This is a genomic window from Mycobacteriales bacterium, assembly GCA_035533475.1.
In the GTDB taxonomy this organism is placed as follows: Bacteria; Actinomycetota; Actinomycetes; order DATLTS01; family DATLTS01; genus DATLTS01.
Map to the genome: position 1 here is coordinate 1 of DATLTS010000067.1, position 11,374 is coordinate 11,374.

Sequence of the window (11,374 nt, forward strand, 5' to 3'; positions counted from 1 at the left end):
GCACACCGCGCACGCTGAGGCCCGCCTGCTCCGCGAGCCGCCCCGCGGTCAGACCGCGGTCCGCGCGGAGCTGGCGCACCCGCGTCCCGAGTTGCAGGAGCGTCGGCGGGACGACCGGGGACGAGGCGGGCACCCCCCGACAAGACCAAGCGCGGACCCAAACCGCCATGAACATCTGTGCACCTTCGGCGGCCGGTTGTCCCGGCTAGCGGGCGCCCGGGGGTGGGCTGCGAGACCGAACGTCAGTTGGCGGCGGCGGCGGCCCCGGGGGCCGCCACGCGGGATTCGTCGGCGGGCAGCGGCACGACCGGCTGGCTGACGAACTTGTACCCGACGTTGCGGACCGTGCCGATCAGCGACTCCAACTCGGCGCCGAACTTGGCGCGGAGCCGGCGCACGTGGACGTCGACGGTGCGGGTGCCGCCGTAGTAGTCGTAGCCCCAGACCTCCTGGAGCAGCTGGGCCCGGGTGAAGACCCGCCCCGGGTGCTGGGCGAGGAACTTCAGCAGCTCGAACTCCTTGAAGGTGAGGTCGAGCTGCGCCCCGCGCAGCCGGGCGCTGTAGGTCACCTCGTCGATCGTCAGCTCGCCGGAGCGGATCTCGGTCGACCGGGCCGCCTCGTCCGCCGACGGCGCGCGCCGGCCGAGGGCGAGCCGGAGCCGCGCCTCCACCTCGGCGGGACCGGCGGAGGTGAGCAGCACGTCGTCGACCCCCCAGTCGGCGGAGACCGCGACGAGCCCGCCTTCGGTGACGACGCCGAGGATCGGCGCGGAGGTCCCGGTCGTTCGCAGCAGTCGGCACAACGATCTCGCCGCCACCAGGTCGCTTCGAGCGTCGATGAGGATGACGTCGGCCGGCGCGGTGTCGAGCAGCGCGGACGCCTCGAGCGGCGCAACCCGGATCCGGTGCGAGAGCAGCCCGAGCGCGGGCAGCACCCCGGCCGACGGGGTCGGGCCGTTCGTCAGCAGCAGCAGGGTGGTCACGGAACCTCCGGGAGCGCGGAACAAGCGGAACAGGCAGAACAAGCCGAGCAGGCAGAACAAGGCCGAGGAACACGACAGGGACCCGGCAGATCACCCCGAGGGGCGGCACTGCCCGAATCCCGTGCCGCCACAATAGCTGACATGCCCGAGCCCGGGGAGCGACTGGCCCTCACCACCGTCGACGGCGAGCACCTGGCCGCGGTGCACCTGGCCGGCCCGGACCGGGAGTTGGCGATCGTCGTCGGGCACGGCTTCAGCGGGTCGATCCGCCGGCCTTCGGTGCGCACCATCGCCGAGTGCTTCGCGGTCCACGCCGGGGTGCTCGCTTTCGACTTCCGCGGGCACGGCGCCTCGACCGGCTACTCCACGGTCGGTGACAAGGAAGTCTTCGACCTCGACGCCGCCGTCTCCGCCGCCCGCGGTCTCGGTTATCGCGCGGTCGCGAGCTGCGGTTTCTCCATGGGGGCGAGCGTCGTGATCCGCCACGCCGCGCTGCACGGCGGGGTGGCGGCTGTCGCCGCGGTGTCGGGGACCAGCCGCTGGTTCTACCGGGGCACCCCGCCGATGCGCCGGCTGCACTGGGTCGTGGAGCGCCGGGCCGGCCGGTTCCTCGCCCGGCGGGTCCTGCACACCCGGATCGCGGCCGGCGGCTGGGACCCGGTCCCCGAAGCCCCGGTCGAGGTGGTCGCGCGGATCGCCCCGGTCCCGCTGCTCGTCGTGCACGGCGACCGGGACGCCTACTTCCCGGTGGAGCACGCCGAGGCGCTCGCCGCGGCGGCCGGTGAGCCGGTCGAGCTGTGGATCGTCCCCGGGTTCGGGCATGCCGAGGCGGCGGCGACCCCGGAGCTGCTCGACCGGATCGGCGGATGGCTTCGCGCCGCCTCGACCGCGAACGCCGCCCGTCCGGCAAAGCCCGGGACGGCCTGACCCGGCTCTGGCACGATGGCGGGCATGGCGGCACCGGCGGCGGGAGCCGCGCCGAGCCCGACCCGGCAGCCCGCCGAGCCGCCGCACCACCACGCCGCCGCAGCGCCCCCCGGGCATCCGTTCGCAGCGGGCGTCGGGGCCGCCGTCGTCGCGCTCGCGCTCGCCGGGTCCAGCTACCTCGGCCGACCCGCACTCGCCGTCGGCGTCGGCGTCGTGCAGCTGCTGCTCACCCTCGCCTGGTTCGCGGTGCTCGACACCCCCGGCAGCCTCGGCGGGCTGGTCATCGTCGCCGCCGCCTGCTCGGCGTCGGACCTGCTGCTGCTGAGCACCGGCGGCTCTGGCCTCGGCGGTCTGGCCGGCATCCTCGGCCTGGCGCTGGTCGCCGCCCTGGCGTTCCAGATGCAGCGCCGCCGCCGGGTCCGGGTCGCCGAGTCGCTGGCCGGGTCGATGTCCGCGGTCCTGCTCGGGCTGGCCGTCGCCACCCTGATCGGCCTGCGCGCCGGGCGCGGCGGGGAGCAGGCCGTCGCGGCCGCGCTGCTCGGCGGCGGGGCGGGGCTGCTCGTCGCCCGGTGGACCGACATCCCGTTCAGCCACCCGCGGGTGGTGACCGGCGGCACCCGGGGCTGGCCCGGTCTGCTGCTCGGCCTCGCCGCCGGGTGCGGGGTCGGCGCCGGCTACGGCGCGACGGTCCGGCTGGTCGGGGTCAGCGTCGGATTGCGGCTCGGTGTCGTCACCGCCGCGCTCGCCCTCGCCGCAGACGTGGCGATCGACCTGGGCCGCGGCGCGCTCGCCGGCAGCGGCCACGAGCGGCAGCTCGCCGCCCTCACCCCGGTCACCGTGCTGCTCCCGCTCGCGATCGGCTGCCCGGCGGCTTACGTCGCCGGCCGGATCCTCCTCGGATAGGTCCCGACATGCGCCGACTCCTCGTCCTGATCGCCGTGCTCGCCGTGCTGCTCGCCGTCGCGGACCGCGTCGCCGTCCGGCTCGCCGAGTCCGCCGTCGCCACCCGGATCAAGATCGCCGAGCAGCTGTCCAGTAGCCCGGCGGTGTCGATCGGCGGGTTCCCCTTTCTCACCCAAGCCATCTCCGGCCGTTACGACAACCTCTCGGTCACCGTGACCGGCCTGCGCCGCGGCTCGGCCACGATCACCCGGCTCTCCGTCGACCTGCGCGGCGTCCGGGTGCCCCTCTCGGCGATCGTGCACCGGGCGGTCAGCTCCATCCCGGTGGCCTCCGCGACCGGGACCGTCCAGCTCAGCTACGCCGACCTGGACGCCGCGGTCGCCTCGCGCGGGATCACCGTCGCCTACGGCGGCAGCCCGGGCACCGTGACGGTGACCTACCGGGGGACCAGCCGGGTCGGTCGGGTCCGGGTCGACGGGGATGCGATCGCGGTCGACGTGAGCGCCGCCGGCGCCGGCGGGGTGACCGTCGGCGGCCCGGCCGCCGGGCTGTTCGACTTCACCGTCTCGCTGCCGTCGCTGCCCTTCCACATCGCGCTCCAGACGGTGACCGCCGATCCGGCCGGGGTGCAGATCGCCGCGGCGGCCGGCGCGTTCACGATCAGCACCGCCGGGTGACTGAACCGCCCCGGCGCCGCCGACGTGCTCCGTCTGTGGGGACGGTGATGGCGACCAGCGACGAAACGATGCTCCGCGCGCTCTACGCGGAGCACGCCGGGCCGCTGCTGGGTTTCGCGCTGCGGCTCACCGGGGGGGACCGGGGCCGGGCCGAGGACATCGTGCAGGAGACGCTGCTCCGCGCCTGGCGCCACCCGGAGGCGGTCGACCCGGGGCGCGGCGCGATCCGGCCGTGGCTGTTCACCGTCGCCCGCCACCTCAGCGTCGACGCGCACCGGGCCCGCCAGACCCGCCCGGCGGAGGTGGACTTCGAGCTCGCCCGCTCGGTGTCCGGCGCGGACGACATCGACCGGGCGATGCAGGGCTGGCTGGTCGGCGACGCCCTGGCGACTTTGAGCCCCGAGCATCGGGCGGTCCTCGTTGAGACTTATTACCGCGGTCAGTCTGTCGCCGAGGCGGCTCGGACGCTGGGGGTTCCCGCGGGCACGGTGAAATCGCGCTCGTACTACGCATTGCGGGCGCTGCGGCTCGCGCTGGACGAGCGGGGCGTGACCCCGTGAGCGCGGCCTGCGCGGCGCACCGCGGCGACCTGGCGGCCTACCTGGTGGGCGCGCTCCCGCCGGGCGAGCTGGCCCCGTTCCAGGCCCATCTCGACGGCTGCCCCGGGTGCCGGCGCGAGCTCGCCGAACTGGCCCCGCTGCCGGGTCTGCTGGCCCGGGTCGCCGTCGAGGACGTGATCGGTGGACCGGTGGATCCCGGGCCGGCCCTGCTGGACCGGCTGCTCGCCGCCGCCGCGCGGGAGGGCCGGGTGCGCCGGGTGCGCCGGCACCGCTGGCTGGCCGCAGCCGCCGCGACCGCCCTGATCGGCACAGGGATCGGTGCCGCCCTGCTGGCCGGCGGCTCGGCGCCGGCGCCGACGTTCAGCGCGACCAACGGCGCGGTGCGGGTGACCGTCCGGCTGGTCGCCAGCACCGCCGGAACCCAGATCTCGCTCGCGATCAGCGGCGTGCCCCGCCGCGAGCACTGCGAGCTGGTGGCGGTCAGCCGGACCGGCGCCGCGGAGGTGGCCGGCGGCTGGGTGGCCGACTACGAGGGGACCGCGCACATCGAGGCGACGACCGCGATCCCGGAGGCCCAGCTGTCGCAGCTGCGGGTCGAGACGACGGGTGGCCAGCAGATCGTCGCGCTCCCGGTCTGACAACCCCCGCGATCCGTCCCGGAACACGGCGCCCCCGGCCGGCGTTCCGGCGGATGTGACCGGTGTCTGGGTGCTGCTCGCGACGCTCGCCGTGGCCGGCGTCGGCGGCGGGATCTGGCGGCGCCGGCGCGGCCGGATGGTCACCGCGGCCGACCGGGCGGCCGTCTCGGCTGAGGAGATCGGGACCCGGCTCGGCGAGCGGGCCACCCTGCTCCAGTTCTCCAGCGCCTTCTGCGCGCCGTGCCGGGCCACCCGGCAGGTCCTCGCCGAAGTCGCCGGGATGCTCGACGGCGTCGCCCACGTGGAGGTCGACGCGGAGTCGCACCTGGACCTGGTGCGCCGCCTGGACATCCGCTCGACGCCGACCACCCTCGTCCTCGATCGCGCCGGGCTGGTGCGGCAGCGGGCGGCGGGTCAGCCGCGTAAGGCGGACGTCATCGCCGCGCTGGACACCGCGCTGACCTGACCCGTCCCCGGTCGGCGCCTCGCGCTCAGGCCGAGTGGGGCAGCGGCAGCCAGCTCGCGTCGTCGCGCTCCGCCGCGCAGATCTCCCGGGAGCCCGGCCCGTGCTCGTCCAGCACGTCGATCAGCAGGGTGAGCGGGATCCGGTCCTCGAGCCAACGCATCGGCTCCATCACGGTCGCCATCGGGGCCTCCCCTCCGAATGCCATGTCGCATTAGTCCTATCGGACCAGCCGAGGCGGAACCAAACAGCCAAACAGGTGATACCCGCCCAGCGCCGCTCGAATCCGGGCACCCGGGCCGCGGGCGGGGGACCGGGCCGCCGGGCGGGGATTCACCCACCCGGCGTAGCGGCCGCCGGGGCGGCTAGTCACCGGAGCCCCGATGACCTGGCCCGAACGGATCAAGTGGTGAGGGTCTTTCGCCCGGGGTCTATTCCGGCGGCGCACCGTCACCGAACATGCACCCACAGTGATTGCGGGAGGCGTGGTGCACGGATCGCGAAGCCGTCGTCGGGGGGCCCGCCGGCTGGCCCCTCGGCTGGCCCCTCGGCTGGCCCGCCGGCTGGCCCGGGCGACCGGCGGCCTGCTCACCGCGGTGCTGCTCGTCGGGCTGGCGCTCACCGCGGTCGGGCACCTGGTGTTCCACGTCGGGGTCTCCCCGGTGCTGACCGGCAGCATGGTGCCGACCTACCGCCCGGGCGACGCGATCCTCACCCGGCTGGTCCCGGTCTCCTCCCTGCACCCCGGCGAGATCGCCGTGTTCGTCCCGCCGGGGGAGTCGGCGCCGTTCGCGCACCGGCTGGTCACGGTCACCGGGGACCGCAACGCCCCGGTGGTCACCACCCGCGGTGACGCGAACAAGGCCGCCGACCCCTGGCACGCGAAGCTGCTCGGCCCCGACGTGCGGGTCGTCGTCGGGGTGATCCCCGACCTCGGCCGGGCGCTGGTCGCGGTCCGGACCCCCCGGGCCCGCGCGCTGCTGCTCGCCCTGCTCGGCCTGCTGATCACCGCGATCGGCACCGCGGCGCTGCTCCGGCCGTCGCCGGCGCAGCGCCGAGCCCACGCGCTCCCCACCTGACCCGACCGTCCATCCGTCTCGAAAGGACACCCCCCATGGGCGCACATCGCAATCCCGCCACCGGTCGCTCGACCCGGCGCACCGCACTCGCCTTGGCGTTCGCGGTGACCGGGCTGGCCGTCACCGGCACCGGCGTCTACGCGGCACTGAACGCGCAGGCGACCGCCATCCAGTCGATCGCCAGCGGCACCCTGAGCCTGACGATGGCGAACAACGGCGCCGGTTTCAGCACGTCGATCTCCGGCCTGGCGCCGGGGGACGTGGTGAACCGTTACGTCAACCTCACCAACGGCGGGACGCTGCCGGCCCTCGGTCTCACCCTGAAGGCCGCGGACAGCTCGGCCAGCCCGCTGGACAACTCCTTCAATACCGGTACCGCCGGCCTGGAGGTTACCGTCACCCAGTGCAACGGCGGCGTCTGGTCGCCCACCACCGGCCTCTGCGGCGGTACCACGTCGGTGCTTCTCGCCAGCACCCCGATGGCGACCGTGATCTCCACGGCACAGACCCTGCTGGGCGCGACCACCGCGGTCGCGGTCGGGGCGGTCACCAACATCCAGGTCTCCGTGGCGCTGGCCGGAACCGAGACCACGACGAACGGCACGCCGCCGGCGAACACCATCCAGGGTGACACCGCGAACATCACCTGGACGTTCGACGAGCAGCAGCGGGCCGCGGCGACGACGAACAGCTAGCCGATCCGATAGCCGCCTGATGCGGCTGACTCGCCCGGGAAGGGCGGTCGTCATCACGACGACCGCCCTTCTCGGGCTGCCGGGTTTCCTGCTGGGCGCCCGCGCCGATGCGGCGATCACCGGGGCCGGGGTGAGCGCCGCCCAGGTGATCTCCTCCGGCAGCTGGATCCTGGTCCCGTCGCTGACCAGCACCCCGCCGGCCACCCCCGGGGCGCTCACCGTCGCGGTAACCCTGATCGCCCCGGCCTACTTCTACGCGATCAACACCGGCACCGAGCCGCTCACCGGCGCCGAGTACACGGTGAGCGCGTCGAGCGCGGTCACCCTCACCGCCTGCGTCGGGGGCAGCTGGAACGAGACGACGAACCTCTGTAGCGGCACCGCGACCGTGGTCGGCGCCACCACCGGGTCGCCGGCGACCTCCTCGGTGGTGCCGACCCCGAACGACGGGAACGTGCTGCTCCAGGCGTCGACGACCGCGGCGTCGACCAGCGCGACGATCTCGACCAGCGTGCGCAGCGATCAGATCTCCGGCATCGGGACGACCAACTCCTGAACCGGGGGCTCGCCGACGGGTACTTCAGCGCTCGCCAAGTGCCGAGGCGCGCCGGGGTCCCCCCGGTGGCTCGCCGAGCGCGAAGGGCCCGCAGCAAGGGCGCGATCAGTGGCCGGGTTAGCGGCCGGCTATCCCGCCCGCTGTCGGTAGCGACGCTCGTCTGGGAACACCGCCCGCACCGGGCAACCGGGAGCACCCTTCGGTACGAGAGCGGTCTCGTAGCCGAAGTTGACGGCGAACGAACGGACCCCCAGGGTCATCAGGCCCGACATGAGATCGACGATCGTTGCGACGCTCGCCCGATCGACGGTTCCGTACACCAGCACGGTCGCATGGCCGCCGTCGACACGAGCGTGGGCCGCGAAGGCCGGCTCGGTTGTCGCCAGAGCCGTCATGACCGTCTCCTTCCGCTCGACTGGCCGGGCGTGGCGGCTCAGGTGAGTGCGGCTGGCCGTTCGAACTGGAACACCCGGTGCAGGCCAACCGCCGCGAGAAGGCGCTGCGCAGGCGGTGGCACCGAGCGGAGCATGAGTGTGCCGTCACGACTGGCCAGCCAGCGCCGAAGGGCAACGAGGGTGACGAGCCCCGTGCGGTCCAAGAACGTTACGTTGCTGAGGTCCACGACCACACTGGCCGGTGACTGCTGGTAGACCGGTCGCAGAGCCTGGCGCAGCCCGAGGTTGGTGTGAATGTCTACTAGGCCTACTGGACAGACGAGGAGCGTCTGCGAGTCCAATGGGGTGCACTCCACCGTCAATGCCGCGGTCACGTTGGCCTCCCGATGCTTGCGCTCGAGGGCCAGGATGGCCTGACGATGTGACGGTTGCCTTGGCAGCAGCATGACGGTCCGATGACGGAATGAGTCGCGGGCACCGACATGCACCCGTCACGAGCTCTCCAGCGATCGGCAAGATCGGAAGGCGATCCTGCCGATCTTGCGACGAGCCAATCAGCGGAGGTCTGTGATTCGGACTCCCCGGACGACCGTTTCCAGGGTCGACTCCGGGCACCTGGCGCGGCGACCTACCAGTGGTACGGGTGGCCCGGCTTATCGGGAGCGAGCGCCGACTGTGGCAAACTCGACGCAGTGGCCGCCCGCGTGCTCGTCGTGGAGGACGACAACGCCATCCGCGCCTCGCTGGCTCTGGCCCTCGAAGACGAAGGCTACGAAGTACGCGCCGTTGCACGGGCAGAGCAGGCCCTGGACGTCTTCGGGCAGGACGGCGCCGATGTCGTTCTCGTCGACCTGATGCTCCCGGGGATGGACGGCTTCGAACTCACCCGGCAGATCCGCCGGCACAGCGGCGTCCCGATCGTCATCGTGACCGCCCGCTCGGATTCCCACGACATCGTGGCGGGCCTCGAGGCCGGCGCCGACGACTACATCACGAAGCCCTTCGTAGTCAAGGAGCTGACCGCCCGCCTGAGGGCCCTTCGGCGGCGTACCCAGGCTGGCCCCGAACGGGAGCCGGCGATCGAACTCGGCGACTTGGTGATTCGCCGGGAGGAGGGTCGGGTCGAGTTGGCCGGGGAACCGGTGCACCTGACGAAGACCGAGTTCCGACTCCTGTCCGAACTGGCCTCGCGACCGGGACTGATCTACAGCCGCGAACAGCTACTCCAGGAGGTCTGGGAGTACGGCTACTTCGGCGATACTCGCATCGTGGATGTGCACGTCCGCCGCCTCCGGACCAAGATAGAAGCCGACCCGTCGCGACCGCGACACCTGATCACCGTTCGTGGGTTCGGGTACAAACTCGTCCGGTGACAGTAACCGTGGGTTGGCGGTTTCCGAGCTTGCAGGCGCGGCTCACTGCGGTCTTGGCTCTCGGCGCCCTGCTGCTGTCGTTGGCGCTCGCCCTGATCGCGTACGGGTTCTCCCGCAGCTACCTTCAGGGCCAGCGGATCGCGAGCGCGGAACGGCAGGCCTACCTGAATGCACGACTGGTGCGGGACCAGTTGCGACCGGGCAACGTTTATGTAACTGACCTGCTCACCGGTCTCCCGGGTTCATCCGGCGGGGCGGCCGTCGTTGAACATCAGGGCCGCTGGTATGCCTCGACTCTGGCGGATGGGCGCGACGTCCTCCCGGCGGCACTCCGCCTACGGGTTCTCGCGGGCTCTCCGGCGCGCCAGATCCTGATTGTCGGCGGCGCGCCGCACCTTGCCGTGGGGATCCCGCTGCCGGAAGTCGATGCCGCCTACTTCGACATCTCCGACCTGAGCGAACTGAATCGCACGCTACACGACATCGCGCTGGCTTTGACGCTTGCGGCGCTGGCGACGGCTGTGGCTGGCGCGCTGATTGGCCGGCTGGCGGCCCAGCGACTGACTCGACCTCTGCGCCGGGTTGCACAAGCCAGCGTGAACCTCGCTAACGGTGACCTGGATACCCGACTCCCCCCCGCGCGAGACCGCGAGATCGTTGCGCTCGTGGACTCCTTCAACGAAATGGCCGGTGCACTTCAGCGCCGTATCGAACGTGACGCTCGCTTCGCGGCGGATGTCAGTCATGAGCTGCGGTCGCCGCTGACCACGCTTGCCGCTACCTTGAGTGTCTTGAACATGCGCCGCGATGCCCTCCCCGACCGCGGCAGGCAGGCGCTGGGCTTGCTCAACGAAGAGATGCACCGTTTTCAGCGCCTCGTGCAGGACTTGCTGGAAATCTCCCGTGCGGACGGCGGCAGCGACCGCCCGCAGTTCGAGTTGGTGCGTCTCGATGAACTGGTCGTGAGAGTCTGCCAGGACAGCAGCACACCGAACCTGACGGTGTCCGTCGACGATGCGGCGAGGCAGACCGTGATGCTGCTCGATAAGCGGCGCATGGAACGAGCGCTCGCCAATCTGCTGGACAACGCCGTGCGACATGGCGGCGGACCCACTGCCGTACACATATCCGTCGAGCCCGGCGCCGCCTGCATCGCGGTCGATGACGCCGGGGCCGGTATCGGCCTCCCGGATCGCGAACGCGTCTTCGAGCGGTTCGCCCGCGGTCCCGGTGGGCGCACCGGCACTGAGGGAGCCGGGCTGGGCCTCGCCCTGGTGCGCGAGCACGTCCGTGTCCACGGCGGGGCGGTATGGGTCGAGGACAGCCCTGCGGGGGGCGCTCGATTTGTCATTCGATTGCCGGTGCGGAGTGTCTAGCAAACGCTCGCGAACCTGGGGCGCAACTGGGGCCACCCGCGCCGCGGTAGTGGGCTGCCTGCTGAGCGCGGCCCTCGGTTGCTCGATCCCGACCAGCCAGGTGCCCACCGATATTTCGCGCAGTGAGGTCCCGTTCGGCCTGCTTTCGTCGCAACCCGCACCGGGCAAGTCGCCGACCCCCCCGTTGGTACCGGTGTTGATCTACGTGGCCAAGGGGACCCAAATCGTGCCGATCAAGGTATCGGCACCTCCCCCGGGGCGCATCGACCAGGCGATCCGCGTCCTCCTCAACGGGGTCGACACGGCTCAGTCACAAGCGGGGCTGCGCAGTGCGATCCCCGAAGGGACGCACCTCGTATCCTTCGACCTGACGGGAGAGACAGCCAACCTGGACATGTCGACCGCATTCACGACCGCTCCGTCCGCCGACCAGGCCCTCGCGGTCGCGGAACTGGTCTTCACGGCCACCGCCTCACGCCGGATCATCAGGATCACCGTTTCGGTCGAGGGGCGTCACCTCGAACTGCCTCTGCCCGACGGATCGCTGACCGATCTGCCGGTCACGCGCGCCGACTACGCCGGGCTGCAACCACGGAGGTCTTAGCCCGGATCCACGTGCGCCGTGAGGCGCTGCTGTTTGAGTAGGAGGTGAGAGACCTTCGCCGCTGGCCCTGTCGCAGCAGGGCGGTGAAGCTGAGGGCAGCCTGCTTCGGGAGGTGCCGGGGTGGGTGGGAGCAGCCCTGACAAAG

The 11,374-nt window shown here is 72.4% G+C and carries 16 protein-coding genes; 12 read left to right on the plus strand and 4 right to left on the minus strand.

Annotated features, from left to right (window positions below; all coding sequences use genetic code 11):
• Nucleotides 1-242 precede the first annotated feature (242 nt).
• On the minus strand, nt 243-983 hold the full coding sequence (locus VNG13_15940; protein ID HVA62009.1) for a response regulator transcription factor: 741 nt from the start codon (nt 981-983) through the stop codon (nt 243-245).
• Nucleotides 984-1,124: 141 nt separating this feature from the next.
• On the opposite strand from VNG13_15940, the gene VNG13_15945 reads away from it, so the two are divergent.
• The 6 genes from VNG13_15945 to VNG13_15970 are packed head-to-tail and all read left to right on the plus strand — an operon-like array spanning nt 1,125 to nt 5,154.
• Nucleotides 1,125-1,910, plus strand: coding sequence for an alpha/beta fold hydrolase (locus VNG13_15945; protein HVA62010.1), 786 nt, complete (start codon nt 1,125-1,127; stop codon nt 1,908-1,910).
• A gap of 24 nt (nt 1,911-1,934) precedes the next feature.
• Entirely contained in the window at nt 1,935-2,813 is an 879-nt protein-coding gene (locus VNG13_15950) for a hypothetical protein (GenBank protein ID HVA62011.1), read from the plus strand.
• A gap of 8 nt (nt 2,814-2,821) precedes the next feature.
• Complete coding sequence (locus VNG13_15955; GenBank protein HVA62012.1) at nt 2,822-3,490, plus strand: DUF2993 domain-containing protein; 669 nt, start codon at nt 2,822-2,824, stop codon at nt 3,488-3,490.
• Nucleotides 3,491-3,537: 47 nt separating this feature from the next.
• Nucleotides 3,538-4,050 carry a sigma-70 family RNA polymerase sigma factor gene (locus VNG13_15960; protein HVA62013.1) on the plus strand — a complete coding sequence of 171 codons (513 nt, stop codon included), beginning with the start codon at nt 3,538-3,540 and terminating at the stop codon, nt 4,048-4,050.
• Nucleotides 4,047-4,688, plus strand: a complete 642-nt coding sequence (locus tag VNG13_15965) for a zf-HC2 domain-containing protein (protein ID HVA62014.1) — start codon at nt 4,047-4,049, stop codon at nt 4,686-4,688. The genes VNG13_15960 and VNG13_15965 overlap by 4 nt, the downstream gene beginning before the upstream one ends.
• A 55-nt stretch (nt 4,689-4,743) precedes the next feature.
• Nucleotides 4,744-5,154: a thioredoxin family protein gene (locus VNG13_15970; GenBank protein ID HVA62015.1), complete on the plus strand. Its 411-nt coding sequence runs from the start codon at nt 4,744-4,746 to the stop codon at nt 5,152-5,154.
• Nucleotides 5,155-5,179: 25 nt separating this feature from the next.
• Here the strand turns inward: VNG13_15970 and VNG13_15975 are convergent, their stop codons facing one another.
• On the minus strand, nt 5,180-5,335 hold the full coding sequence (locus tag VNG13_15975; protein ID HVA62016.1) for a hypothetical protein: 156 nt from the start codon (nt 5,333-5,335) through the stop codon (nt 5,180-5,182).
• Nucleotides 5,336-5,639: 304 nt separating this feature from the next.
• Between VNG13_15975 and VNG13_15980 the strand changes: the two genes are divergently transcribed.
• The 3 genes from VNG13_15980 to VNG13_15990 are packed head-to-tail and all read left to right on the plus strand — an operon-like array spanning nt 5,640 to nt 7,481.
• Nucleotides 5,640-6,230 carry a signal peptidase I gene (locus VNG13_15980; GenBank protein HVA62017.1) on the plus strand — a complete coding sequence of 197 codons (591 nt, stop codon included), beginning with the start codon at nt 5,640-5,642 and terminating at the stop codon, nt 6,228-6,230.
• A gap of 35 nt (nt 6,231-6,265) precedes the next feature.
• Nucleotides 6,266-6,925, plus strand: coding sequence for a TasA family protein (locus tag VNG13_15985; GenBank protein HVA62018.1), 660 nt, complete (start codon nt 6,266-6,268; stop codon nt 6,923-6,925).
• Between the two features lie 19 nt (nt 6,926-6,944).
• Nucleotides 6,945-7,481, plus strand: a complete 537-nt coding sequence (locus VNG13_15990) for a hypothetical protein (GenBank protein HVA62019.1) — start codon at nt 6,945-6,947, stop codon at nt 7,479-7,481.
• Between the two features lie 128 nt (nt 7,482-7,609).
• On the opposite strand, the gene VNG13_15995 is transcribed toward VNG13_15990, so the two are convergent.
• Both VNG13_15995 and VNG13_16000 read right to left on the minus strand, forming a co-directional pair.
• Nucleotides 7,610-7,876 (minus strand): hypothetical protein, encoded by a 267-nt coding sequence (locus VNG13_15995; GenBank protein HVA62020.1) that lies wholly within the window; start codon nt 7,874-7,876, stop codon nt 7,610-7,612.
• 38 nt (nt 7,877-7,914) lie between these two features.
• On the minus strand, nt 7,915-8,322 hold the full coding sequence (locus VNG13_16000) for an STAS domain-containing protein (GenBank protein ID HVA62021.1): 408 nt from the start codon (nt 8,320-8,322) through the stop codon (nt 7,915-7,917).
• Between the two features lie 246 nt (nt 8,323-8,568).
• Between VNG13_16000 and VNG13_16005 the strand changes: the two genes are divergently transcribed.
• The 3 genes from VNG13_16005 to VNG13_16015 are packed head-to-tail and all read left to right on the plus strand — an operon-like array spanning nt 8,569 to nt 11,229.
• Nucleotides 8,569-9,249 carry a response regulator transcription factor gene (locus VNG13_16005; GenBank protein ID HVA62022.1) on the plus strand — a complete coding sequence of 227 codons (681 nt, stop codon included), beginning with the start codon at nt 8,569-8,571 and terminating at the stop codon, nt 9,247-9,249.
• Nucleotides 9,246-10,625 (plus strand): HAMP domain-containing sensor histidine kinase, encoded by a 1,380-nt coding sequence (locus VNG13_16010; GenBank protein HVA62023.1) that lies wholly within the window; start codon nt 9,246-9,248, stop codon nt 10,623-10,625. The genes VNG13_16005 and VNG13_16010 overlap by 4 nt, the downstream gene beginning before the upstream one ends.
• Nucleotides 10,618-11,229 (plus strand): GerMN domain-containing protein, encoded by a 612-nt coding sequence (locus tag VNG13_16015; GenBank protein ID HVA62024.1) that lies wholly within the window; start codon nt 10,618-10,620, stop codon nt 11,227-11,229. The genes VNG13_16010 and VNG13_16015 overlap by 8 nt, the downstream gene beginning before the upstream one ends.
• The last annotated feature ends 145 nt before the right edge of the window (nt 11,230-11,374 follow it).

Bases quoted from the DNA above. Each gene is read 5' to 3' on its own strand.
- VNG13_15945 (HVA62010.1), top strand. From the start codon at position 1,125: ATGCCCGAGCCCGGGGAGCGACTGGCCCTCACCACCGTCGACGGCGAG.
- VNG13_15950 (HVA62011.1), top strand. From the start codon at position 1,935: ATGGCGGCACCGGCGGCGGGAGCCGCGCCGAGCCCGACCCGGCAGCCC.
- VNG13_15955 (HVA62012.1), top strand. From the start codon at position 2,822: ATGCGCCGACTCCTCGTCCTGATCGCCGTGCTCGCCGTGCTGCTCGCC.
- VNG13_15960 (HVA62013.1), top strand. From the start codon at position 3,538: ATGGCGACCAGCGACGAAACGATGCTCCGCGCGCTCTACGCGGAGCAC.
- VNG13_15975 (HVA62016.1), bottom strand. From the start codon at position 5,335: ATGGCGACCGTGATGGAGCCGATGCGTTGGCTCGAGGACCGGATCCCG.
- VNG13_15985 (HVA62018.1), top strand. From the start codon at position 6,266: ATGGGCGCACATCGCAATCCCGCCACCGGTCGCTCGACCCGGCGCACC.
- VNG13_15990 (HVA62019.1), top strand. From the start codon at position 6,945: ATGCGGCTGACTCGCCCGGGAAGGGCGGTCGTCATCACGACGACCGCC.
- VNG13_15995 (HVA62020.1), bottom strand. From the start codon at position 7,876: ATGACGGCTCTGGCGACAACCGAGCCGGCCTTCGCGGCCCACGCTCGT.
- VNG13_16000 (HVA62021.1), bottom strand. From the start codon at position 8,322: ATGCTGCTGCCAAGGCAACCGTCACATCGTCAGGCCATCCTGGCCCTC.